This is a genomic window from Halobaculum sp. XH14, assembly GCF_032116555.1.
Lineage (GTDB): Archaea > Halobacteriota > Halobacteria > Halobacteriales > Haloferacaceae > Halorarum > Halorarum halobium.
On record NZ_CP134949.1, the window covers coordinates 977239 to 999502 of the forward strand.

Below are 22264 nucleotides of genomic sequence, written 5' to 3' on the forward strand. Positions count from 1 at the left end.
AAATACGTTTCGTTCGGTGTGACGGGCGTCTTGCGTCGGGGCGTGGCCGTTGGCCGCTTGTTTTCGACCGTCGTGACCGCCGACTGAACGGTCCGGTCAGCCCGCGACCGCGTAGGTGAACAGGAAGCCGAAGTAGAGCAGGACGAGCGCGCCGAGCGCGAGGATCTGGAAGCGCCGCAGGTCGGCCGCCTCGCCCTCGCTCGCGGCGTCGTAGGCGGCCCGCTCCGCCTCGGAGAGGTCCCCGTGGTCGAGGCCGACGTGGAGGTCGCGGTGTCGTTCCCGGGCGAACGGCGCGCCACAGCGTGGGCACTCGTACACCGTCGCGTCCGCCGGTACGTCGGTCCTCGGTGCGGCGTCCCGGGATCGGACGTCAGCGTCGCCGGTCATACGAACGGCGGCACACCCCCGGGGCGCGTGAGGATCCACAGGCTGACCATCGTGTACAGCACCATCGCGGCCGTGACGCCGTACTGGCTCCGGATCGCCTGCAATCGGTCCGGGAACAGGTCGTAGGCGACCGCGTGTGCGACCCAGACCGCGAGCAGGTGCCCCGCCAGCACGGCCGCGATGCCGACCCCGCCGAACCAGCCGGGGACGACGAGCTGTGGCGGCGAGGGCGGCGGAGCGAGCGGCGAGGCGAGCACGACCGCGAGCGTCGGCGCGAGCGCGAGCACGGAGCCGAGGTTGTGCGCGAGGTGATAGCCCGCCGCGATGGCGAGCAGCGAGGGGGCGAACCGGCGGCCGAGCGCGGCCGTCGAGACGAACGTGTCCGCGTAGCGGCGTGCGGCACGGACCGCCCCGAAGTACGCGCCGAGAAACAGCGCGAACCCGGCGACCATGCCGACGGCGTAGATCGCGAGCGGCGGGACGCCCGCGAGGAACAGGGCGCGGGCGAACTCGGCCCAGAGGTCGGTGCCGGCGAAGCCGTCGAACGTCGTGACGAACAGCACCGCGATGACGAAGGCCACGTCGCTCCGGTCCCGCAGCCAGCCGGCGTCCGTGAGTCCCGTCCCGGGGAGCCTGAGTCGGAGCCCGTCGTCGGTTCGAGCGAGCGGCGCGACGCGGCCGTAGGCCGCGAGCAGGCGCGACACCGGGTCGGCGTTGCCGAACCAGTCGTCGGCACCGACGGCGACGCTGCCGGCGAGCGAGAGGAGGCCGTAGCCCAGGACGACGAGGGTCAACAGGCGCGGGTCGTCCGCCAGCGGCGTCACGACTTCGAGATACACCAGGGCGAGGAGCCCGACGACGGCGGGCCAGCGCCCGAGGGAGTCGGGATATGACCTGTCGAGCGACGGGAGCGCGAGCGCGATCGTCCGGAACGGGTTCACGACGGGCCAGCTGTTGGTAAACAGGTAGGCGGTGGCGACGAACGCGCCCCACCACGCGATCCAGACGAGCAGCACCGCGGCGTTCCGCCCGCCGACGTCCGGCCCGAGGAGGCCGGTGACGACGACGAGCGCGAGGCCGACGAGGCCGAGCGCCCTGCCGGCGAGCGTCGCCAGCCTGCCGGGGTCGAGCACCGGCCGCCGCCAGCCGTCCAGCCGCCGGATGTACGCCCGGTCGGTGACGAAGGAGGCGAGCAGGAACGACGCGCCGATGACGCCCCCGCCGGTGGCGAGAAACAGCCACGTCGGCACCGTGAGACTGCCGGCACCGGCACCGCGGACGCCGCCGGCGTGTGCGAGCGCGCTGCCCGCGAGCGCGAGCAGGCCCAGGAACGCTGCCCCGATCAGGCTCGCTCGAGGTCGCGGGAGGGCGCGGTCGGTCATCGCCGGCGGTAGGGACGGCGGTCGGGAGTAGCTTCCGGAATCGCCCCGGCGTTCGACTGCCGTGCCAACCCGGAGTCGACGCGTTCGAGATCGGTCGGACGCGTGGTCCGGGGCGGTCGGCCGCCGATCACTCCAGTTCCTCGCGGAGGATCGTCCGGTGACAGCGCTTCTTCGCCGTGTTCTCGTAGCAGACGAGCGCGACGTCATCGCCGCCATTCAGTGCCGTGCGGATGGCCGCGAGCGCCTCGGCCGCATCGTCGGACGCCGAGAGGTACTCGCGGTACCGCTCGGCGAAGTCGACCTCGTCCCAGGCGGCGTTGTGCGCCTCCTCGTCGCAGAGGCCGGCCATCTTCAGATCGTCCTCGGCCCGCTTCACGTCGTCCAGGAGCGGCTCGGGCGGCCCGAGCGCGGGCCGGTTCTCGTCGATCGCGCCGGCGAACCACCGCGTCGGCCGGCGGACGACGCCGACCAGCCGCGTCCCCGCCGGGAGCTCCGCGAGGTCGTGCTGGAGCGCGGCGACGTACGTGTCGTGGAGCGCCACGGGGACTGCTGGGGCGCTCTCGGGCAAAAGAGTTCGTGACGATTCGGTTCAAAGCGACGGGAACCAAACCAGTTCGGTCGTGTCGGTGGCGGTCGATCGCTCGCTGCGGTCCGGCGACTACACGCGCTTCGAGCGCGCCTCGCGCACGCCCGCGCCGTCCCGGACCATGTCCTCACACGAGGGACAGACGCGGACGGTCGACATCCCCTCCGGGGCGAACACGCGGACGTATCGTTCGGTCACGAACGAGCTACAGTTCCCACACTCCGGCATGTTCGGCCACTTCTCGTGAGCCACCGTAGTCCTGTCGGATTTCGTGTGAGACAGTCCCAGCCGATCGGGTGGCCGACGCAGATGGAGGGGTTTTTGGTCCGCCACGGGCAACCCGGAGACATGGCTACGGAAACGGAAGACGCCCACGACGACGGGCACCACCTGCCGGCGGTCCAGGACTGGCCGCGCGGGTTCGGCGAAGCCTCGTGGTGGCCGTTCGTCACCGCCGTCGGCGGTGGCGGCATCTACGTCGGTGCCGCGCTGTTCCTGATGGGCACCGCGGGAATCGTCCCGACGCTGGCCGGGCCGGTCACGCTCGTCGGCAGCGTCGGCCTGTTCCTCGTCGGGGTGTACGGCTGGCTGTATCACGCCTTCGTCGCCGAGTTCTGGGAGCGCGGCGCGAACGAACACGGCGCGTCGAAGCTCCGCTGGGGCATGCTCGCGTTCCTCGGCTCGGAACTGGGCACGTTCAGCGCCGGCTTCGTCTACTTCTTCTTCATCCGCGCGAACACGTGGCCGCCCGAGGGCGCGGAGTTCCCGACGCTGCTCGGCTCGCTCGTCATCGTCAACACGGCGATCCTGCTGCTCTCGTCGGTGACGCTCCACTTCGCCCACGAGGCCATCCGTGAGAACAACCGCGGCCGGTTCCTCGGCCTCCTCGGCACGACGCTGTTGCTCGGGGTCGTCTTCATCGGTGGGCAGGTGTACGAGTACTACGAGTTCATCCTGCACGAGGAGTTCACGCTCACCAGCGGCGTGTTCGGCTCGGCGTTCTACGGGCTGACGGGGCTCCACGGCCTCCACGTCACGCTTGGCGCGGTGCTGCTGGGGATCGTGTTCGTCCGGGCCCTCAGGGGGCAGTACTCGGCCGAACGGCACGTCTCGGTGACGACTGCCTCGATGTACTGGCACTTCGTCGACGCCATCTGGGTGCTGCTCGTCGTCGTGCTGTACGTCGGCGCCGAACTCACGGGCACGCTGGGATAGGTCCGAACTCGTCGGTCCCCGAGTTCCTCCTCCTCCGACCGTTCTGGTAGTCCGTTCGAACAGGGTGAGGTGCCCACTCGCGGCGGCCGTCACGACACCGAACGCGACACGTCCGGAAACGTTCGAGACGGTCCCCACCGGATCGGGGACGCCCCGCGACACGAACGCCGGACCACGTTCACGTCCGTCGATCGTCACGAACGCTCAGCGGACCTTTATTGCCATACGGAGCCACACACGGCACGATGGAACTGCGCCGACTCGTCCGGGGGAGCGTGGAGTGGTCGCGGCTCGAGTCGATCGCTCACGAACTCGCCGAGCGCTACGGCGGCGAGACGGCCCACGTCACGTTTCTCGACGCGGACAACTGGCTCTCGACCCCCTTCGTGCTCGACGTCGGCGACGCGACCTACTTCGTGAAGGTCATCACGAGACAGAACTCGCTGGTCCACGCGCTGTTCACCACCGGGCGGAACCTCGGCGCGTTCACCTCCGGCACCGAGGGGTTCTTCGAGCACTTCGGCACGCCCTACCAGATGGCCGAACACGAACTCGACGCCACGCGCCGGATGCGCGACATCGGCCTCAACGCCCCCGAGCCGGTCGAGGCGCTGGAGATGGACGGCCTCGGCGTGCTCGTGCTGGAGTACCTCCCCGCGTTCCGCCCGCTGGACGAACTCGACGTCGAGCGCGAGCGCGAACTCGCCCCGGAGCTGTTCCGGGCGCTCCACACGATGCACGAGCACGGGCTGGCCCACGGCGACCTCCGGGCCGAGAACGTGCTCATCCTCGACGGCGACCTCTACTTCATCGACGCGACGAACGTCCGCGGCGCGGTCGGCGACGAGGGCGAAACGGGCGACGGAGGCGGAGAATCCGACGACGGCGGGACCGGTGGCACCGGCGGAGGCGGAACTGCCGAGCGCGCCGGGAGCGCCGACCCGGCCGACGCGGTACCGGCGGAGCCGACCGGCGCGGGCGAGGCCGGCGAGGACGCTCGCCGGTACGATCTGGCCTGCGGGCTGGCCGCGCTTGAGCCGCTCATCGGGGCCGCCGACGCCGTCGAGGCGGCGCTGTCGGCGTACCCGTTCGCGGACCTGCTCGGCGCCCGCGAGTACCTCGATTTCGTCCGCGTGCGTCCGGACCACGACTTCGACGGGCCGGCGCTGAAAGGGGAGATCGAGAAGCGTGCGGACGCAGACGAGGCCGGCGAGGCGACGTAGGACCTCGCCCCGCCGGCCGTCGGAGCCGCCCGTCCGCCTCGGCCACCGCGCCGTCGGTCGGCGGAGGGGGCGGCTCAGTCCTCGGTCACGTCGATGGTGATCGGTCCCTCCTCGTCCATCGCGTCCTCGCGCCCCTCGACGCCGAGATACCGCTCCAGGGACGCGACGTTCCACGCGTTCGCCTTCCAGAACGCGTCGAACACGACGCCCAGCACGGGGATCGACCCGCCGACGACGTCGACGCTGACCGTGCCGAGCATCTTCACGAGCGTCGTGAGCGGCACGCCCAGGTACGCCGCCTCGGCGACGATGTACAGCGAGATGCCGGCGGCGACGACGTCGCCCCCGCCGGGCACGACGCCGAGGATCGGGTCGAGTCCGATCTCGAAGTCGGTTCCCGGGACCCGTACCGCCTCGTCCATGAGGCCCGCGACCGTCCGGACGCGTTCGAGCGCCGCTTCGTCGGCCCGGTCCAGCGCTTCCCGCGTTGCCTGGTCCATGGCCGATAGCGACGCTCCGCGGGAAAAGGGTTGTCGGCAGGCTGGCCGCCGATTTGTGACCACGACCGGGTGGGCGGTTCGAACCGGGGCGCCGTCCGTTTCCCGCACCTATATGAGCACCCTCGCGCAAGATTTGCACATGAGTCGAAGCTCTACGGGCGCGTCCCAGCACTACATCGGCGGCGAGTGGACTGACGGCACGGGAGAGGAGACGTTCGAAAGTGAGAACCCGGCGACGGGCGAGTCGCTCGGCACGTTCCGGCGCGGGACGCCGGCCGACGTCGACGCCGCGCTGGCCGAGGCCGAGGACGCCTTCGAGGAGTGGCGCGACCTCTCGCACATCGACCGCGCGGAGTACCTCTGGGACATCTACCACGAGCTGCGCGAGCGCACCGACGAACTCGGCGAGATCGTCACCAAGGAGTGTGGCAAGGAGATCAGCGAGGGGAAGGCCGACGTCGTCGAGGCCGCACACATGGTCGAGTGGGCCGCGGGCGACGCCCGCCACCCGAAGGGCGACGTGGTCCCCTCCGAGATCCCCAGCAAGGACGCCTACATGCGGCGCAAACCGCGCGGCGTCATCGGCTGTATCACGCCGTGGAACTTCCCGGTCGCCATCCCGTTCTGGCACATGGCGGTCTCGCTCGTCGAGGGCAACACGGTCGTCTGGAAGCCCGCCGAGCAGACGCCGTGGTGTGGCCAGGTCATCGCCGAGATGTTCGAGGACGCGGGCATCCCCGACGGCGTGTTCAACATGGTCCAGGGCTTCGGCGACGCGGGCAACGAGATCGTCGAGGACGACCGCGTCGGCACCGTGCTGTTCACCGGCTCGGCCGAGGTCGGCCACGAGATCGCCTCGAAGGTCGGCGGCGAACCCGGCAAGCTCGCGGCCTGTGAGATGGGCGGCAAGAACGGCATCGTGATCACCGAGAACGCCGACCTCGACACGGCGGTCCACTCGGCGGTCATGTCGAGCTTCAAGACGACCGGCCAGCGCTGTGTCTCCTCCGAGCGGCTCATCGTCCACGAGGACGTCTACGACGAGTTCAAAGAACGCTACGTCGAGAACGCGAAGTCGGTCGCCGTCGGCGACCCCCTCGACGAGAACACGTTCATGGGGCCGCTCATCGAACCCGAGCACAGGGAGAAGGTGGCGAAGTACAACCAGCTCGCCAAGGACGAGGGCGTGAACGTGCTCGTCGACCGCGAGGAACTCGACGCCGACGAGATTCCCGACGGGCACGAGGACGGCCACTGGGTCGGCCCGTTCGTCTACGAGGCCGACGCGAAAGCCGACCTCCGGTGCACCCACGAGGAGGTGTTCGGCCCGCACGTCGCCCTGCTCAAGTACTCTGGCGACATCGAGGAGGCCGTCGAGATCCACAACGACACGGACTACGGGCTCGCGGGCGCGATCATCTCGGAGGACTACCGGCAGATCAACTACTTCCGCGACAACGCCGAGGTCGGGCTCGCGTACGGCAACCTTCCCTGCATCGGCGCGGAGGTCCAGCTCCCGTTCGGCGGCGTGAAGAAGTCCGGGAACGGCTACCCGAGCGCCCGGGAAGTGATCGAGGCCGTCACCGAGCGCACCGCCTGGACGCTCAACAACAGCTACGAGATCGAGATGGCACAGGGCCTCTCGGCCGACATCAAGACGAGGGAAGAGTAGTCGCCGAGCGCGGACGGTCGAACGTTTCCCGATCGCCGGTTTTCTCCCCGTCCGTTCGGTCCCGACGTCACGATCGGGTGAACTCCTCCCGAACCGACTCCAGTTGCCTGCGCGTGTTGACGTTGCTGGTGGACCGGTCCAGCGGGACGTCGTCCGGGACCGACGCCGGGGAGACGGTGTGGACGCTCTCGAGCCCCGCCAGCAGCGCCCGCGGGCCCGCCGTCCGCGGGAGCAGACGGTGCAGCGAGGCGACGGGCTCCCGCCGATAGACGGCGTGGAGCGGGTTGAGGGTTCCATCCGGGTGCTCGATCGCGACCGCGTCGACCCGGCCCCCGTCGATCGCCGGACGGTCGCGGTCGAGCCGCGCCAGCAGCCACGACACCGCGCGCTCGTCGAGCAACGGCATGTCGCAGCCGCAACAGAACAGCCAGGGGTCCCCGACGGCGGCCGCGGCGCCGACGATTCCCGCCAGGGGTCCCTCGTACTCCGGGTCGTCGCGGACGAACGCAACCTCGCCGTCCCGCAGGGCGTCGGCGTACCGCGCGCGCTGCTCGGGAGTCCGGACGGCGACGACCGGACGCCGGTCCGTGACCCGAGCCAGGACGGCGACGATCCGGCCCAGCACGGGTTCGGAGCCGACCCCCGCGAGCGCCTTGTCGTCCCCTTCGGCCCCGAAGCGGCTGCTCTCGCCGCCAGCGAGGACGACTCCCCGGACCGATTCTGACTCGCCGTGCGTCACTGGCATCGACGCCTCCGTTCTCGACCGGAAAGACCCGTTCGGCACATCGCTCAGTTGGGCTCCCCCCTCGGGTCCGACGTCGGCTCGACGGCGACGGTCGACGTTCCGCCCCGGAGAAGCGGGTCTGCGGCGGCCGCGGGGAGGTGAACCGTCCCCCGGCGGCCGCGCTCGTCGAGGGCCACGACGGTTTCGACGGCGACCGCGCCGGCGGAGACGACGACCGGCTCGCCCGCGTCGACCCCCCGGTCGGCGGCGTCGGCGGGGTGCATCCGCAGCGGTCGGTTTCCTCCGGCGTCCTCGTCCGGGAACTCGCTCGCCCGCCCGCCGGCGATCAGGTGGAGTCCGTCGGCCGGCCCGACCTCGGGGACCGGTCCCGCCGTCCCGAAGGCGGCGCGCCCGTCGGGCGTCTCGAACGACTCGCGGTAGAGCACGCCGTCGTCGTCCTCGAACGGCCACCGCCGTCCCTCGGCGTCGATGTCGGCGTACGAGAGGCCTTGGTGGGTCGGCGCGACACGCGAAAGCTCGTCGAACACGGCCGACACGTCGGCGTACTCGAAGTACCCGTCCGTCGGGAACAGTCGCCGCCCGAGGTCCCGGAGGACGGTGAAGTCGGTCCGGGCGTCCCCCGGCGGCCCGCTCGTCCGCCGGAGCCGCTGGACGCGACGTTCGAGGTTCGTGACGGTCCCCGTCTTCTCGACGCCCGCCGCCGCCGGCAGGAGCACGTCGGCGTGGCGGGTGGTCGCGCTCGGCGCGACCTCGAGGACGACGAGCGCGTCGAGGGCGTCGAGCCGCCGCCCGATCCAGTCGGGGTCGCGCTTCGAGACGGCCGGGTTCTCCCCGACGACGAGCGCGCCGTGGACTCCGTCGCCGAACGCCGAGAGCAGTTCAGTCGCCGTCTTCCCCGGCGTGGCAGGCGGCGCGACGCCCCACGCCGCTTCGATCCTGTCGCGCGCGTCGGGGTCGGTGACCGGCCGGTGGCCCGGGAGCCGGTCCGGAACGCAGCCGGCGTCCGTCGCGCCCTGCTCGTTGACGAGCCCGCGGAGGACGAACAGCCCCGTCCCGCGGCGACCGACGTTCCCGGTCACCAGCAGCAGATCGAGAAGCGATCCGGCCGCCGTCGCTCCGTTCCTGGCGTCCACCTCGTCCGCGCCGTCCACGGGGTCCGCGCCATCCACGTGGTCCGTACCGTCCACCTCCTCCGTGCCGCCCTCGATGCCCGTGCCGGAGAGCGCGGCGACGCGGTCGGCGTCCGCGACGAGTTCCGCGACGCGGGCGATGGTCGACTCGTCGACCCCCGTCGCCGACACGGCGGCCTCGCGGTCCAGGTCGGCGACCGACGCCGCGAACCGGTCGTACCCCCGCGTCCGTTCGGCGACGAACGCCTCGTCGACGGCGTCCCCGCCGTCGAGCAGGTGCGCGTTCAGGAGGTCGAACGCCGTCGCGTCCGTCCCGGGACGTGGAGCGAGGTGGACGTCGGCCAGCCGGGTCGTCCGGTTCCCGACCGGGTCGACGTGGACGAGCGTCGTCCCGTCCGCGACCGCCGGCCGGACGAAACCGTCGAAGGCGACGGGCTGTCGCTCCGCCGGGTTCGCGCCGGCGACGATGAGGAGGTCGGCCTCCCCCAGGTCAGCCAGCCCGTTCGTCGTCGCCGGCCAGCCGACCCGCTCGCGGAGCGCCCGCGCGGTCGAGACGTGACACAGCCTGGCCCGGTTGTCCACGTTGTTCGTCCCGAGCGTCCGCGCGAGCTTCCCTAGCAGGTAGTTCTCCTCGTTGGTGCTGTGTGGCGCGCCGAGGAACGCCAGCCCGTCGGGCCCGTGGGCGGCGAGCACCGCCTCCAGCCCCGCGATGGCGCGGTCGTAGGCGGTCTCCCACGACACGGCCCGGAGGTCGCCGTCGTGGCGGACCCGCGGCCGCACGAGACGCTCGTCGCCGACGTCGAAGGCGTCGATGCCCGTCCGGCAGAGCCGCCCGTTCGGGTTGGCGGCGCCGACGACGCCCCGGGCGCGCGAGTCCTCGCCCGGTTCGAGTCGGCAGCCGACCGCACAGCCCGGACAGACCGTCGGCGGTGACGGCCGGTCGCTCATCGGCCCACCACCCTATCGGCTCCCCAGCCGGTGGCCCAGAGCCCGCAGGAGTGCGAGGAGGTAGCCGAGGCCGGCGCGGGCGTCCCGGTCCCTGAGTCCGGCGAGCGCGCCGAGCGGGCCGACGGGCTCGGCCGCCTCGCCCGCCTCCCCGACGGCACCGAGCAGGTCGTTCAGTCCCTCCACCGCCTCCGCGTCGAGGTCCAGCGCCGAGAGCGTCCCCGCGAGGGCGACGAGTTCCTCCAGGCTGCCGTCACGCTGGAGCGTCAGAACCACGTCGAGCGCCTCGACCAGTTCCGCCCCGTTCGCGCCGACCTCCTCGGCGAGCGCGGCCGCCTCCTCGGTCGAGAGCCCGTCGGCGGCCGCGACGAGGTTCGCGGTCGAGTCGGTGAGCCGGTCGAGTTCGTCCTCGTCGGCGCTGGCGACCACCAGAATCGCCGTGGCGAGCAGGTCCGACAGTTCGTCGCTGGCGTCGATCGCCGCCGCGAGCCGGTCGCCGTGTTCCGCGATCGCCTCCCGGACCGCCGCCTCGCCGTCGCCGGCCTCGCTGCCGTCGCCGGCCCCGTCCACGCTCCCGGTCTCTCCCCGGTTCGTTGCCGACTCCGGGTACGTATCGCGCGGCTCCGCCATCGTCAGTCGTCCCCCGTCCCGGTCCCGACGTCGCCGGCCCCGATCGGCTCCGAGTCGCCCTCGTACGGGCCGATCCTGACGGCAGACACCTTGTACTCCGGCGTGGCCGCGTCCGGATCGAGGTGTTCCTCGTCGGTCAGCCGGTTGACGGCGCTCTCGGCGAAGTGGATCGGCACGAACACGGTGTCGGTGCCGACCCGATCGGTCACCTGGGCCGGGACGACGATCTCGCCGCGGCGCGAGGCGACCGTGACCATGTCGCCGGGGTCGATGCCGTGGTTCGCGGCCGTCTCCGGGTGGACCTCGACGAAGTCGCTCGGCGCGTACTCCATCAGCCCCTCCTCCCGGTGGGTCATCGTCCCCGTGTGGTACTGGTAGAGGACGCGCCCGGTCGTGAGCGTGAACGGGTACTCCTCGTCGGGCGTCTCGGCCGGTTCGCTGTAGCCGACGCCGTGGAGGGTCGCCCTGCCGTCCTCGGTGTCGAACGAGTCCTCGTAGAGCCGCTCGGTTCCCGGGTGGTCCTCGTCCGGGCAGGGCCACTGGAGGCCGCCCTCCTCCCTGACGCGCTCGTGTGTCACGCCGCCGTAGATGGGCGTCAGCGAGTTCACCTCGTCCATGACTTCCGCGGTCGACTCGTAGTCCCAGTCCCGTCCCATCCGGTTCGCCAGGTCCTGCAGGATCTCCCAGTCGGGTCGGGAGTCGCCCTTCGGCTCCATCACCGCGTTGACCATCTGGACGGTCCGGTCGGTGTTGGTGAACGTGCCCGTCTTCTCGACGAACGAGCACGCGGGCAGGACGACGTCGGCGTACTCGGCGGTCTCGGTGACGAACAGGTCCTGGACGACGAGGAACTCGAGGTCCCGCAGGACCCGTTCGGCGTGGTTGACGCCGGGTTCCGAGAGCGCCGCGTTCTCGCCGATGACGTACATCCCGCGGAGGTCGCCCCGGTCGGCCGCCAGGAACATCTGGGTGGTGTAGTAGCCGTACTCCGGCGAGATGTCGCAGTCCCAGGCGTCCTCGAACCGCGCGCGGACATCGTCGTCCGCGAGGTCCTGATAGCCGGGGAAGTTGTCCGGGAGCGGCCCCATGTCCCCGCCGCCGCCCTGGACGTTGTTCTGGCCCCGGAACGGCGAGACGCCCGCGCCCGGCTTGCCGAGGTTGCCGGTGATCGCCGCGAGGTTCGCCATCGCCAGCACGTTCTCGGTCCCGTGGGAGTGCTCCGTGAGCCCCAGCGTCCAGCCGAACACGCAGGCGTCCGCGTCGGCGATGGTTTCGGCCGCCGCCTCGATCTCCTCGGGCGGGACGCCCGTCACCGCCTCGACGCGTTCGGGCGTGAACTCCCGGACGGCCGCCGCGACGTCCGCGAACCCGGTCGTCCGCTCGGCAACGAACGACTCGTCGTACAGGCCGTTCTCGACGACGTGCCGGATGATGCCGTTGATCCAGACCGCGTCGTAGCCGGGTCGCACCCTGCTGTACTGGGTGGCGTACTCGGCGATCTGGACCTCGCGCGGGTCGAACACCAGCAGGTCCGCGCCGTCCCGGACGTTCTGCTTGATCCGCGTGGCGAGCACCGGGTGGGCCTCGGTCGTGTTCGACCCCGTCAGCAGGATGCAGTCGGCGAGTTCGAGGTCCTCGGTGCTGATCGAGGCCGCGCCGTAGCCGAACGTCCGGGCGAGGCCGGCGACCGTCGAGGAGTGACAGAGCCGGTTGCAGTTGTCGACGCTGTTGGTGCCGAGCACCTGCCGGGCGAACTTCCCCATCAGGTAGTTCTCCTCGTTGGTCGCCTTCGAGGAGGCGATCACGGAGAGGGCGTCCCCGCCGTGCGCCTCGCGGATCGACCCGAACCCCTCGGCGACGCGCGCGAGCGCCTCGTCCCACGTCGCCTCGCGGAACTCGTCGTCCCCGTCGCGCACCAGCGGCGACGTCAGCCGGTCGTCCGAGTTCACGAAGTCGTAGCCGAACTTCCCCTTCACGCACGTCGAGATGCCGTTGACCGGGGCGTCCTCCTCGGCGGTGGGTCGCGCCGCAAGCACCTCCTCGCCGTCGGAGTAGAGGTCGAACCGACAGCCGACGGCACAGTAGCCGCAGGTGGTGTCCTCGACGGTGAGTTCCTCCAGCCGACGGTCGCCGATCGACCGCGCGATCTCGAACAGTTTCCCCTCCGGGAGCGTCTCGGCGGCGACGCCCTCGGCGACCTGCTCGACGTTCTTCAGCGCCTTCGCCCTCGCCCGCCGCATGTAGCCCGCGACCCCGTCGAGGTCGCCGTCGCTCACGGCCAGTCACCCCCGTCGTCCCACACGCCGGCTCCCGGCGTTCCGTTCACGTCGGGCGCCCCGTCGGCGTCGGATCCGTCCTCGCTCGCGTTTCCGGCCGCGTCGCCCGCCTTCCCGTCCCCGCCGCTCGTCGGCTCCGCGCGCTTCTTCGGCGTCATCGGGCCGGACCGCTCGCCGGCGCGTTCGGACGTCTCCCCGACGCTGTTCGCCTGCGTGAAGCCGGGCAGCGGGATCGTCGTCGCGTCCACGATTCCGTCCTCGACGAGCGCGCCGGTCGGGCAGACGGTCGCGCAGTGGCCACAGGAGACGCACGTCGAGTCGGCCATCGTCTCCGCGTCGCTCTGGAAGCCGATGCGGGTGTCGCTCCCGGAGCCCTCCATCCGCAGGACGCCCTCGACCTGCACGTCGTTGCAGGCCTCGACACAGCGGTTACAGAGGATGCACTTGTTGCGGTCGATCGCGATGAACGGGGAGGTGTCGTCGAGCGGTTCGTACTCGTCCCGGTCGTCGAACACCCCGTAGCGCGGCTCCTCGACGCCCGCCTCGATGGCGGCGTCCTGGAGCTCACAGCGCCCGTTCTTCCCGCAGGTCGTACACCGAAGGTTGTGGTCCGAGAGCACCAGATCGAGGTTCACGTCCCGCGCCTCCGCGGCGTCGGTCGCGCCGGTCCGGACGGTCAGCCCGTCCTCGGCAGGGAAGCTACAGGCCGGGACGACGCCGTGTTCGTCGGTCGCCACCATGCACGTGCGACACTCGCTCCGGGGGCCGATTCCCTCCCTGCCGTAGTGGCACAGCGCGGCGACGTGCTCGTCGGTCTCGACCGCCTCGACGGCATCGAGCAGCGTCGCGCCCGACTCCAGCGACACGGCGGTGCCGTCCACCGTCACGGTCGCGGGCCCGTCGCTCCCGACGGCCGGGTCGGTCGCGGTCCCCGGCGCGATTCCCTCGGTCAGCGGCGGCACGTCGACGTCCCGCTCGTCGGAGCGCACGTCAGGTCACCTCCGCCGGCTCGACACACTGGCCCGCGGGACAGCGCCCGTCCGCGTGGGCCGCGAACTCCGATTCGAACGCCGCGAGCGCGGTTCGGGCCGGTCGCCCCGCCCGGACGCCGAACGAACAGAGACTGGACGTGGCCATCACCCGGCCGAGTTCCTCGATGCCGTCGGCGTCGTACTCGCCGTCGTAGACCGCCCGCAGGAGCGCCGTGAGCTGTGTCGTCCCCTCGCGGCACGGCACGCAGCGGCCGCAGTTCCCCTCGGCCGCGAACCGCGCGCGTCGTCCGACGAACTCGACGACGCAGCTGTCCTCCGCGAGCACGTGAACCGTGCCGTCGGTCCCCAGGTTCGCGGCCGACAGCGCCTCGGGGTCGACGCCGACGTCGAGGTCGCGCGTGAGCCCGCCGAAGCGGCCGCCCACGCAGGCGGCCTTGACCGTCCCCTCCACCTCGACCGCGTCGACCGCGTCGGCCAGGCTGTCGCTCTCCCGCAGTTCCACCGTCGCCGGCGCGGCCACGTCGCCGGTCACGGTCACCACCCGTGTTTCCGGCTCCCGTCCGTCCCTGAGCGCGATCGCGAGCTGGGCGAGCGTCCGGGAGGTGTGGACCAGCGTCGGCCGGCCGTGGAGTCCGACCTCCTCGGGGCCGGGCGGCCGGAGGCGGGCCTCCAGCCGGTGGTTGCCTTCGATCGCTTCCAGCGCCATCGTCGGTTCGGCGGCCCGGTACTCCGGCGGCCCGGCGACCACGTCGATGGGGGCCGGCGGGTCCGGGTACGTTGTTGCCGCCTCCCGGGCGGTTTCGACGGCCCGCTCGTCCGCGGCGGACGCGTACACGACGAGCCGTTCGGCGTCCACGGCCCGGGCGAGGGCGGTCGCCCCGTCGAGGACCTCGAAGGGCGCGCCGGCGAGCAGGAGCGCGTCCGCGGGGTTCCCGTGCCCGTTCACGACGACTGCGGCGTCGCCGTCACCGTCACGAACGGTCCCCCACGTCTCCGCGAGGAACGCGTCCTGGCAGCGGTCGCCCCAGCCTCGTCCGCGGAGGCGAGTCCCGGCGTCCAGCACCGCGGCGGGGTCGGGATTTCCGAACCCGCCCGCAGCCTCGTGGTCGGCCGGGTTCGTCGGGCGTCGCCACCCGCAGGCCGCAAGCACCGAACGATTCCCAACACCGAACCCGGGCAACTCCGGGACGGGGAGCCGCGTCGCGTCGGGGTCGTGCTCGACGACGGCGTCCGGATCGGCCGTCGTCACGTCCCCGGCCTCCGCGACCGTCGAAACGATCGTCTTCGCGCGCTCGGGCGGACACCGCGCGTGGAAGCCGGTCCGGCCCCGGCGCGTGACCGAGAGGAGCGGCTCGACGGCGGGGACGCCGGTCGACCCGACCGCGAGGACCGTCGCGTCGGCGTCGGAACCCCGCAGTTCGGCTCCCTGAGCGGTCCCGGAGACCCGGACGACCGGGTCCCCCGCTGTCGATGTGAGTGTCATTTGCTACCGTCTCACGGGAAGTGGGCGCTTCAGTATGTTAAATCATCGGGGGTGGAATGAGCTTCAGTAATTACTCCGCGAGAAACGATCGTCGTTCGCGGCCGGGAGCCCATCGGCTCACGAGTCAGTCGCGTCGAGCCCGTCCCACCCTATGACACGGATGCATTCCTCCTCCGGGACGCGCTCGTCGGCGGTTCGATCGCGGGGGACGCCGGTGTGGTAGCCGGGTGCGGGAGTGGGAGCGGAAGCAGTCCGGCTACCGGTCCCGCGGCGGATGGGCCAGTGGCCGTCGCCGCGGCACGCCCGCGTCCCCGCGCCGCCGTCGGGAAACTCCCGACGTCCCGCGAGCCGGACCGATATCGGACCCGGAGCGGTCGCGATACCGCCGGGCACACTGGGGAACGCGCCCGGCGGCGCGGGTCGCCCCCGTGGGCGACTGCGTCGCGTATCCGGTTCGCGGCGTCTCGTGAGGGGGAACTGCGACACTTCACTGTACCGCCCACGTTCTCGAAACTGATTCTTTCCGGCGCCACGGGCCGGCTTTTTGCCACGCGCCGTGCTCGTTCCCGTCATGTTCGAACGGCTGTTCACGAACGCGGCGGCCCGCGACTGGGATCAGTCCCCCTCCGGCACGGTCAGGGTCGCCGTCGTGGGGCTGGGCAACTACGCGCGCTCGGTCTCGCTGCCGGCGATGGCGGACGCGACGTACTGCGAACCGACGGTCGCCGTGAGCGGCAGCGCCCGGGCGCGAACGGCCGCCTCGGAGGAGTTCGGTCTCACCGCCCTCGACTACGACGCCTACGAGGCCGGCGGGGCGGCCGGGGAGTACGACGCGGTGTACGTGGCGACGGCGAACCGGCTCCACCTCCCGCACGTCGAGACGGCCGCGGGCCTAGGCAAGGCCGTCCTCTGTGAGAAGCCGCTGGAGGCGACCGTCGAACGGACGGAGCGGCTCGTCACGGCCTGCGAGTCGGCGGACGTCCCGCTGATGACCGCCTACCGGATGCAGGCCGACCCGGTGATGCGTCGGCTTCGGGAGTTAGTCCGCGCCGGCGGCATCGGCGACCCCGTCCGCGCGTCGGGCGACTTCACGTTCCCGCTGCTCGCGGGCGGCGGCGACCCGGACCAGTGGCGGCTCGACGCCGACCTCGCTGGCGGGGGCGCGCTCTTCGACGTCGGCGTCTACCCCCTGAACACGACGCGCTTCCTCCTCGATGCCGACCCGCTGGCCGCGTGGGGCCACGTCAGGTCCACGAGCCCGCCGTTCGCGGACGTGGACGAGCACGTGGAGTTCGGCGTCGACTTCGGCGACTGCGTCGGGAACTTCTCCGCGTCCTTCTCGGGTCACCCCTCGACGACCCTGCGGCTCCAGGGGAGCGAGGGGACCGTCGACGTGACCGACGCTTTCGAGCCCGGAGTCGAGCGCACGGTCGCCGTCGAGACGGACGCCGGCCGGGCGACCGTCGAGGGCGTCGGCGCGGACGAGACGCGCGAGGAGTTCGACTACTTCGCACACGCGGTGCTGACGGGCGCGGCGATCGAACCCGACGGCGCGGACGGCCTGGCCGACGTGCGAACGATGGCGACGGTGCTGGAGTCGGCAGAGCGAGGTGCGCGTGTCCGGTTGTCCCAGTGACCGTACGGGCGGGTGTCGGGGACAGCGACGGACCGACGACTCCGGGCGTCGAAAGGGAAGCAGGACGGTGGAGCGAAGGCGAAGGCGGGAGGTTGGGGCGAGGTTCGCGCCGCGACGGACCCCGACGTTCGCGGCGCAGCCGTGTGCGGTCAGCCACGGCGGTTGCGCGGTGGCGGCGTGTCGTTGTGTTGCCGAGTCACGACGAGAAAAGCGTCGTATCGTCGGCACTGGGTGCTACTGCGGTTTCACTGATAAACCCTCCGGGTCGGGAAGGAGTCGGTCGCGGGGAGCGAACTCAGTAGTCGCGCCGGTCGCGGAGCGCGGGGAACTCCTCGCGGACGCGTCTCACCCGGTCGGGGTCGACCTCCGCGGTCACGAGCGCGGGCTCGTCCGCGGTGGAGGCCAGCGTCGTCCCCCACGGATCGTACACGGTCGAGCGGCCCAGCAGTTCCGCGTCGGGAGCCGAGCCAGCGCCGTTGATCGTCGCCACGTAGGCGAGGTTCTCGACGGCACGCGCCCGCGGGAGCGTCTCCCAGTGCTCGACGCGCGGGTACGGCCAGGCGCTCGGAACGAGCACGAGCGTCGCGCCGGCGTCCATCAGCGATCGAAACTGCTCGGGGAACCGGAGATCGTAGCAGGTGGTGACGCCGACGGAGAAGCCGAGCATGTCCACCACCGGCAGCGCCTCGCCGGGCGTGAGCAGTCGGGTCTCGGCCGACTCGTAGCCGAACAGGTGGTGTTTCCGGTAGATCGCCCGGCGCTCGCCGTCGGCGTCGAAGAGCACCGCGGTGTTGGCCAGCCCCTCCCTTGCGGGGACGTCGACGCCCGCCTCGGCGGAAGCGGCGAGGTCCTCGATGATGCTCCCGGCCAGGAGCGCCACCCCGTGGTCGGCGGCCGCGACCGACAGTTCCGAGAGCGTCGGCCCCGTGACCGACTCGGCCGCCCGGGAGTAGGCGTCGAACGCGAAGTAGCCGACGTTCCACAGTTCCGGCAGGGCGACGAGGTCCGCGCCGCGCCCGGCGGCGTCCGCGACCGCGGCGAGCGCCCGGTCGCGGTTCCCGCCCACGTCGCCGTGCTCGACGCCGAGCTGGGTGAGTGCGAGCTTCACGACTCGGCCACCTCCGCACGCAGGGCCGCCTCCAGGCCCTCGAGTTCGGCCTCGAAGCGCCGCTCGAAGAACCGTTCGACGCCCGGCAGCTTCCCCTCGACGACGAACTCGTTGTCGAGGCGCGTCCCGCCGTCAGGGAGGGGTTCGACCGTGTGCTCGCCGGTGACCCGGAACGCCGCGGAGGTGCCGACGAACCGCACGTGGCGTGGCGGGTCGCGCTCGACCTCCTCGGTCTCGACGGCGATGGTCGAGCGGACGACCGGGATCGGCAGGCGAACGTGCCAGGTGGCGTCGCCGTCGCCGTGCAGTTCGTAGTCGTCGACGACGCTGATGGCACCGGCGCGCTTGGCCGGGTCGGCGATGAACGACCAGACCGCCTCGGGCGGCGCGGCGAACTCGAACGTCCGGCGGACGCGCACGGTCATTCCTACCCGGTCCTTCGAGCGGGGAGCGAAAAAGGCGCGGGGTTGCAGCTCACGTTGGCGGACGTCGCTACCCGGAACGGGTACAGTCGCCGTGGAAGGATGCGGCTGCCGGGGATGGATACGGCCGAGTAGGGGAGCGGGGACGGGCGGCCGCGACCGGCCGGTCAGGCCAGTTCCACGCGCCAGGTCGTCGAGCGCGCCCGGCCCCACTTCTCGATGTCCATCTCCTCGGACTTCTCCGCGAGCTGTGGCAGCCGGGAGCCGACCTGCTTGGACGAGAGGCCGATGGCCTTGGCGATGTTCTTCGCCCGGAAGTACTCCTCGCCGCGCGAGACGCTGTCGCGGAGGTACGCGAGGATCCGTTTCTCCTCGGATGTGTAGTCCGTCATCGCTGCTCTTGCCCCCGCGTTGGGGGCGAGCGTGCTTAACGCTTTACGGAGTCCGACTCGCGGGCGACACGGGACCGACCCGCGGACGGGTACGAGGTGGCCCTCGCCCGCGCCCGGGTTCGGCTCAGGCGTACACGTGGACGGCGGTCACGGCGAGACCGCCCGCGAGCATCGCCAGCGCGAACCCCCAGGCCATCACCTGCTGGGTTCCGCCCGCGACCATCAGGCCGGCGCCGACCGTCACGAGCGCGCCGAAGACGAGCGCGAGCCCGGTCCCCATGTCGGAGGAGACGGATTCGGATGTCATGTCCGAGCGCTACGGGGGCGCGCACTTAGTTCGTCCGATCCCGGCGGAACGAGACGACGAACACGCCCGGACGCCGACGAAGCCGACTCCTCCCGTCGGTCCGTCCACGCACTTGCACGGCTCGGACCCAGTAGCACGGCTCGACCACACCGCACGTCCGCTGCGCGTCAGTTCGAAGATTTAACTCGGCCCCGCACCTGCCGACGGCCATGAGCGACGCGCGTGGACTCGGGCCGACCGCCGCGACCGCGAAGGCGATCGCGGCCGTCCTGGTCGTGCTGGTCGGCTCCGTTGGGGGTGCGTTCGCGCTGGGGCTCGTCGGCGCGCCGTCGGTCGTCGGCGTCGAGAACCGGTTCGGCGCGGTGACCGAGTCCACCTCACAGATCGAGACGGAGCTGACGGTCCACAACCCGAACCCCGTCGGGGTCCAGCTCGGCGGAATGACGATCGACTACTCGGTGCGGATGAACGAGGTGCTGATGGCACAGGGGACGAAGGAGGGCGTCGCGGTCGAGACGGGCAACAGCACGCTCCCGTTCCGGACCGGCATGAACAACTCGCAGATTCCGGCCTGGTGGGTGAGCCACGTCTCGAACGACGAGCACACGACGCTCCGAGTCGACGCGAGCGTCCACTCCTCGCTGCTCGGGCGGACGTTCGGCGCACCGAAGGTGACCCGCGAGGTGAACACGAGCGTCATCTCGGCGTTCCGGACCGAGGAGGCCCGGCCCATCGAGGCCGACGCAGCCGCGGTGACCAACCCCGTGATGGTCCTGAACCGGACGGAGGCATCGTGGGGGACCGTCGACGAGGAGACGACCGAGATCAGGATGACCCTCCACCTCTACAACCCGAAGCCGTACCCGGTGACGCTCTCCTCGCTCGGGTACGACATCACGATGAACGACATCGGGGTGGGTGAGGGCGAGGCGGGCCGGACGACGACCATCCCGCCGGGCGAAACCGTTCCCGTGCGGGCGACGACCCACATCGACACCGGGACGCTCGACGAGTGGTGGGTGTCCCACCTCGAACGAAATCAGGTGACGGACCTCCGTATGGAGCTGTTCCTGACGTTCGACCTGTCGGCGGCGGGCGCGGGCGAACGGCGGATCGAACTCGACGAGTTCAATCGGACCGTCGAGACGGACCTGTTCGGGACGAAGAACGCGAGCGACGGCTCGGGCGGCGCGGGTGAGGACGGTTCCGGCAGCAGCGGTGACGGCGACGACGGGGGTGGTTCGGACGCGCCCGGAACCGAAACGTCGACCGGAACCGCGACGGCGACGCCGTCCGGCGGCGAATCGACGGCGACGGCGACGCCGACTGCAACTCCGGGGGGCGGAACCTCGACGGCGACCGACGACGGCCTGCTGTAGGGCGGCTCGGTCACCCCGGAGCCCCCGTCCCGCTATTTGCATCCGCCGACAGGGCTTTATCCCCGGCGGGGTCAGGGAGTGTATGCGTCGGAGTATCACCGCTCCTGATCGAGTTCTCGGACGGTAACGTAGACGTCACCACCGACGGCGACGCGATTCTGGTCGAGGTCGCTGGCCGCGCCTGCGAACTGAGTAGGGACGACGCCGCCGACCTCCAGGACGCCATCGCCGACGCGCTGACCGAGCGCCGGGAGTTCTTCCGAACGGCCGGCGAGTATCGCACGGACGGCAGCTACGTCGTCTCGCGGAAGGCGGCGGACTCGGCCGGCAACGCGAAGGTGTTCGCCTCCTTCGAGGAACTACGCCGGCTGTACGACCGCCTGCCCGACGAGTTCTCCGCCGAGGACGTCGGCCGGACCGGCATCACCGGCTCGCGCCGCCACATGCTGATCCGGCACTTCGCGGAGCACCCGGAGTTCGGCTGTTCCATCGCGCGGCGGAACCCGCTGACCGGCGAGAAGGACGTGGGTGAGGGGTAAACGCGCGTAACGAGTGAACGCGGTTGACGAGTGAACGAACGAACCCGGCGAGACGAACGAGACGGGTGGACCTGACGGGGGCGAGCGGTAGCGAGCCCCCCGAGCGTGGGGCGCGGCCGGCGGCCGAGTCGTAAGACGAACGACGGCGAGAGCGAGCGCCGCCGGCCAGCCGGGTCGAGTACCCGACTACTCGATGCTGACGTGTTCGTTCTCCTCGTTCAGCGAGAGGTTCGCGGCGACCTCGGCGATGCGCATCGCGTACTGGGCGGTCTCCTGGAGGCTGACGAGCACCTCGCGCACCCGCAGGAGCTGCTCGTTGTCCATCTCCGGGAGGTCCGTGAGGATGTCCTGCTCGCGGTCCTTTAGTTCGCGGAACAGGTAGCGCACCTCGATGGTGAGCGAGTAGTCGCGCTGGACGACCGCCTCGACGGCCATCGCGGTGATGTCGTCGACCTGGTCGGTCACCTCGCGGATCTTCCGCATCGTCGAGGACTCCACGTCGAGCGTGTGGTCGTCGGCCTCCATGACGATCTCCGCGATGTCCTCGGCGTTGTCCGCGATGAGTTCGAGGTTCTTGGCCACCGAGCGGTAGCCGATGAGCGGGAAGCCAGAGTCGAGCCCGACGGCGCGCGCGAGGTTCGGGTTCTGGTAGGCGGTGAACGTGAGCCGGAGGAGTAGGACGAAGATCTTGTTCGCCTGCCGCTCGCGGTTGAGCGCCCGCTGGGCGAGGTCCGGGTTGCCGTGGGCCAGCGCCTTCACGGCCTCGCCGCGCATCGTCGAGCCCGTGTTCTCCAGGCGGCCGAGCAGGTTGTCGAGCGTGAAGTCCTCGGGGTCGACCGAGCACCGGATGGCGATGTTTTCGGGCGTCTCCTCGATGACGCCCAGCCCCATCAGCTGCGTCTCGGCCTTGTAGACGGCGTTAATGTGGTCAGAGTCGAGCGCGCCCTCCTTCGTGGTGATGTTGATGACCCGCCGCCCGAGCACGTACTGGGCGAGGATGGCGCGTTCGAGCGCGTCCGCGTCGAGGTTGTCGGCGTGCAGCGTCGCCTCCGCGTCCTCGGTGCTCGCGGACTCGGGCAGGACCGTGAGCGTCCCCTTGCCGCCCATCCGCAGCGACACCTCGTCCCCCTTCTCGACGTTCTGTTCCTTCGCCCACTCGGCCGGCAGCGTCATCGCCAGCGTGGAGGGGCCCAGCCGCTGGACCTTGCGAGTTTCCATGTCGCTGGGATGCCCTTGTATGACCTTAACCTTGTCCCTACGTCCATTATACGCGTGGGTCCTTCCTAGGTGAGGACGACCCGAAATCGAGCGTCGG

General features: G+C 71.2%; 22 protein-coding genes. 6 read left to right on the plus strand and 16 right to left on the minus strand.

Going from position 1 to position 22264, the window contains the following annotated elements; all coding sequences use genetic code 11:
- Nucleotides 1-96: 96 nt before the first annotated feature.
- The 4 genes from RJT50_RS04990 to RJT50_RS05005 all read right to left on the minus strand — a co-directional run bounded on the left by RJT50_RS04990 (nucleotide 97) and on the right by RJT50_RS05005 (nucleotide 2583).
- Nucleotides 97-387 carry a DUF7410 domain-containing protein gene (locus RJT50_RS04990; RefSeq protein WP_313694651.1) on the minus strand — a complete coding sequence of 97 codons (291 nt, stop codon included), beginning with the start codon at nucleotides 385-387 and terminating at the stop codon, nucleotides 97-99.
- Entirely contained in the window at nucleotides 384-1769 is a 1386-nt protein-coding gene (locus tag RJT50_RS04995; RefSeq protein ID WP_313694653.1) for a hypothetical protein, read from the minus strand. The genes RJT50_RS04990 and RJT50_RS04995 overlap by 4 nt, the downstream gene beginning before the upstream one ends.
- Nucleotides 1770-1896: 127 nt before the next feature.
- Complete coding sequence (locus RJT50_RS05000; protein WP_313694654.1) at nucleotides 1897-2310, minus strand: DUF488 family protein, N3 subclade; 414 nt, start codon at nucleotides 2308-2310, stop codon at nucleotides 1897-1899.
- Nucleotides 2311-2427: 117 nt separating this feature from the next.
- Nucleotides 2428-2583, minus strand: a complete 156-nt coding sequence (locus tag RJT50_RS05005) for a DUF7563 family protein (protein ID WP_313694655.1) — start codon at nucleotides 2581-2583, stop codon at nucleotides 2428-2430.
- Nucleotides 2584-2703: 120 nt separating this feature from the next.
- On the opposite strand from RJT50_RS05005, the gene RJT50_RS05010 reads away from it, so the two are divergent.
- Nucleotides 2704-3570: a cytochrome c oxidase subunit 3 gene (locus RJT50_RS05010; protein ID WP_313694657.1), complete on the plus strand. Its 867-nt coding sequence runs from the start codon at nucleotides 2704-2706 to the stop codon at nucleotides 3568-3570.
- A 245-nt stretch (nucleotides 3571-3815) separates the two neighbouring features.
- Nucleotides 3816-4793 (plus strand): RIO1 family regulatory kinase/ATPase domain-containing protein, encoded by a 978-nt coding sequence (locus tag RJT50_RS05015; RefSeq protein ID WP_313694658.1) that lies wholly within the window; start codon nucleotides 3816-3818, stop codon nucleotides 4791-4793.
- 74 nt (nucleotides 4794-4867) lie between these two features.
- Here RJT50_RS05015 and RJT50_RS05020 read toward each other — a convergent pair whose 3' ends face one another.
- Complete coding sequence (locus RJT50_RS05020; protein WP_313694660.1) at nucleotides 4868-5293, minus strand: DUF4112 domain-containing protein; 426 nt, start codon at nucleotides 5291-5293, stop codon at nucleotides 4868-4870.
- A 139-nt stretch (nucleotides 5294-5432) separates the two neighbouring features.
- Between RJT50_RS05020 and RJT50_RS05025 the strand changes: the two genes are divergently transcribed.
- Nucleotides 5433-6965: an aldehyde dehydrogenase family protein gene (locus RJT50_RS05025; protein WP_313694661.1), complete on the plus strand. Its 1533-nt coding sequence runs from the start codon at nucleotides 5433-5435 to the stop codon at nucleotides 6963-6965.
- A gap of 67 nt (nucleotides 6966-7032) precedes the next feature.
- Here the strand turns inward: RJT50_RS05025 and mobA are convergent, their stop codons facing one another.
- From mobA to RJT50_RS05055, 6 genes are read right to left on the minus strand one after another with little or no spacing between them, the layout of a single operon-like run.
- Nucleotides 7033-7710, minus strand: a complete 678-nt coding sequence (gene mobA / locus RJT50_RS05030; protein WP_313694664.1) for a molybdenum cofactor guanylyltransferase — start codon at nucleotides 7708-7710, stop codon at nucleotides 7033-7035.
- Nucleotides 7711-7754: 44 nt separating this feature from the next.
- On the minus strand, nucleotides 7755-9788 hold the full coding sequence (locus RJT50_RS05035) for a molybdopterin oxidoreductase family protein (RefSeq protein ID WP_313694666.1): 2034 nt from the start codon (nucleotides 9786-9788) through the stop codon (nucleotides 7755-7757).
- A 12-nt stretch (nucleotides 9789-9800) separates the two neighbouring features.
- The gene (locus tag RJT50_RS05040; RefSeq protein ID WP_313694667.1) at nucleotides 9801-10415 is read right to left on the minus strand and encodes a DUF1641 domain-containing protein; all 615 of its coding nucleotides are present in this window, start codon (nucleotides 10413-10415) and stop codon (nucleotides 9801-9803) included.
- A gap of 2 nt (nucleotides 10416-10417) precedes the next feature.
- Nucleotides 10418-12655, minus strand: a complete 2238-nt coding sequence (gene fdhF, locus RJT50_RS05045) for a formate dehydrogenase subunit alpha (protein ID WP_425499720.1) — start codon at nucleotides 12653-12655, stop codon at nucleotides 10418-10420.
- Nucleotides 12656-12687: 32 nt separating this feature from the next.
- Nucleotides 12688-13680: a 2Fe-2S iron-sulfur cluster-binding protein gene (locus RJT50_RS05050; RefSeq protein ID WP_425499707.1), complete on the minus strand. Its 993-nt coding sequence runs from the start codon at nucleotides 13678-13680 to the stop codon at nucleotides 12688-12690.
- A gap of 1 nt (nucleotide 13681) precedes the next feature.
- Nucleotides 13682-15166 (minus strand): NADH-ubiquinone oxidoreductase-F iron-sulfur binding region domain-containing protein, encoded by a 1485-nt coding sequence (locus tag RJT50_RS05055; protein WP_313694670.1) that lies wholly within the window; start codon nucleotides 15164-15166, stop codon nucleotides 13682-13684.
- 571 nt (nucleotides 15167-15737) lie between these two features.
- On the opposite strand from RJT50_RS05055, the gene gfo6 reads away from it, so the two are divergent.
- Nucleotides 15738-16802, plus strand: coding sequence for a D-xylose 1-dehydrogenase Gfo6 (gene gfo6, locus RJT50_RS05060; protein WP_313694671.1), 1065 nt, complete (start codon nucleotides 15738-15740; stop codon nucleotides 16800-16802).
- Between the two features lie 295 nt (nucleotides 16803-17097).
- Here the strand turns inward: gfo6 and RJT50_RS05065 are convergent, their stop codons facing one another.
- From RJT50_RS05065 to RJT50_RS05080, 4 genes are all read right to left on the minus strand, one after another.
- Nucleotides 17098-17910, minus strand: coding sequence for a carbon-nitrogen family hydrolase (locus RJT50_RS05065; RefSeq protein ID WP_313694673.1), 813 nt, complete (start codon nucleotides 17908-17910; stop codon nucleotides 17098-17100).
- Nucleotides 17907-18335 (minus strand): SRPBCC family protein, encoded by a 429-nt coding sequence (locus RJT50_RS05070; RefSeq protein ID WP_313694675.1) that lies wholly within the window; start codon nucleotides 18333-18335, stop codon nucleotides 17907-17909. Before RJT50_RS05070 ends, RJT50_RS05065 begins: the two co-directional genes overlap by 4 nt.
- A 164-nt stretch (nucleotides 18336-18499) precedes the next feature.
- The gene (locus RJT50_RS05075; RefSeq protein ID WP_313694677.1) at nucleotides 18500-18724 is read right to left on the minus strand and encodes a DUF7123 family protein; all 225 of its coding nucleotides are present in this window, start codon (nucleotides 18722-18724) and stop codon (nucleotides 18500-18502) included.
- A gap of 124 nt (nucleotides 18725-18848) precedes the next feature.
- On the minus strand, nucleotides 18849-19031 hold the full coding sequence (locus tag RJT50_RS05080) for a DUF7525 family protein (protein ID WP_313694679.1): 183 nt from the start codon (nucleotides 19029-19031) through the stop codon (nucleotides 18849-18851).
- Nucleotides 19032-19240: 209 nt separating this feature from the next.
- Here RJT50_RS05080 and RJT50_RS05085 point away from each other — a divergent pair, with 209 nt between their 5' ends.
- Nucleotides 19241-20410 (plus strand): LEA/WHy family protein, encoded by a 1170-nt coding sequence (locus RJT50_RS05085; protein ID WP_313694680.1) that lies wholly within the window; start codon nucleotides 19241-19243, stop codon nucleotides 20408-20410.
- Between the two features lie 188 nt (nucleotides 20411-20598).
- Nucleotides 20599-20949 (plus strand): DUF7528 family protein, encoded by a 351-nt coding sequence (locus RJT50_RS05090; RefSeq protein WP_313695928.1) that lies wholly within the window; start codon nucleotides 20599-20601, stop codon nucleotides 20947-20949.
- 186 nt (nucleotides 20950-21135) lie between these two features.
- Here the strand turns inward: RJT50_RS05090 and RJT50_RS05095 are convergent, their stop codons facing one another.
- A complete protein-coding gene (locus RJT50_RS05095) occupies nucleotides 21136-22167 on the minus strand; it encodes a PhoU domain-containing protein (protein WP_313694681.1) in 1032 nt (343 codons plus the stop codon).
- Between the last annotated feature and the right edge of the window lie 97 nt (nucleotides 22168-22264).

Excerpts from the sequence above, each read along its gene's own strand:
- RJT50_RS04990 (WP_313694651.1), bottom strand. The coding sequence starts at position 387 with ATGACCGGCGACGCTGACGTCCGATCCCGGGACGCCGCACCGAGGACC.
- RJT50_RS04995 (WP_313694653.1), bottom strand. The coding sequence starts at position 1,769 with ATGACCGACCGCGCCCTCCCGCGACCTCGAGCGAGCCTGATCGGGGCA.
- RJT50_RS05005 (WP_313694655.1), bottom strand. The coding sequence starts at position 2,583 with ATGCCGGAGTGTGGGAACTGTAGCTCGTTCGTGACCGAACGATACGTC.
- RJT50_RS05010 (WP_313694657.1), top strand. The coding sequence starts at position 2,704 with ATGGCTACGGAAACGGAAGACGCCCACGACGACGGGCACCACCTGCCG.
- RJT50_RS05015 (WP_313694658.1), top strand. The coding sequence starts at position 3,816 with ATGGAACTGCGCCGACTCGTCCGGGGGAGCGTGGAGTGGTCGCGGCTC.
- RJT50_RS05020 (WP_313694660.1), bottom strand. The coding sequence starts at position 5,293 with ATGGACCAGGCAACGCGGGAAGCGCTGGACCGGGCCGACGAAGCGGCG.
- RJT50_RS05025 (WP_313694661.1), top strand. The coding sequence starts at position 5,433 with ATGAGTCGAAGCTCTACGGGCGCGTCCCAGCACTACATCGGCGGCGAG.
- mobA (WP_313694664.1), bottom strand. The coding sequence starts at position 7,710 with ATGCCAGTGACGCACGGCGAGTCAGAATCGGTCCGGGGAGTCGTCCTC.
- RJT50_RS05035 (WP_313694666.1), bottom strand. The coding sequence starts at position 9,788 with ATGAGCGACCGGCCGTCACCGCCGACGGTCTGTCCGGGCTGTGCGGTC.
- RJT50_RS05040 (WP_313694667.1), bottom strand. The coding sequence starts at position 10,415 with ATGGCGGAGCCGCGCGATACGTACCCGGAGTCGGCAACGAACCGGGGA.
- fdhF (WP_425499720.1), bottom strand. The coding sequence starts at position 12,655 with ATGCGGCGGGCGAGGGCGAAGGCGCTGAAGAACGTCGAGCAGGTCGCC.
- RJT50_RS05055 (WP_313694670.1), bottom strand. The coding sequence starts at position 15,166 with ATGACACTCACATCGACAGCGGGGGACCCGGTCGTCCGGGTCTCCGGG.
- gfo6 (WP_313694671.1), top strand. The coding sequence starts at position 15,738 with ATGTTCGAACGGCTGTTCACGAACGCGGCGGCCCGCGACTGGGATCAG.
- RJT50_RS05070 (WP_313694675.1), bottom strand. The coding sequence starts at position 18,335 with ATGACCGTGCGCGTCCGCCGGACGTTCGAGTTCGCCGCGCCGCCCGAG.
- RJT50_RS05075 (WP_313694677.1), bottom strand. The coding sequence starts at position 18,724 with ATGACGGACTACACATCCGAGGAGAAACGGATCCTCGCGTACCTCCGC.
- RJT50_RS05080 (WP_313694679.1), bottom strand. The coding sequence starts at position 19,031 with ATGACATCCGAATCCGTCTCCTCCGACATGGGGACCGGGCTCGCGCTC.
- RJT50_RS05085 (WP_313694680.1), top strand. The coding sequence starts at position 19,241 with ATGAGCGACGCGCGTGGACTCGGGCCGACCGCCGCGACCGCGAAGGCG.
- RJT50_RS05095 (WP_313694681.1), bottom strand. The coding sequence starts at position 22,167 with ATGGAAACTCGCAAGGTCCAGCGGCTGGGCCCCTCCACGCTGGCGATG.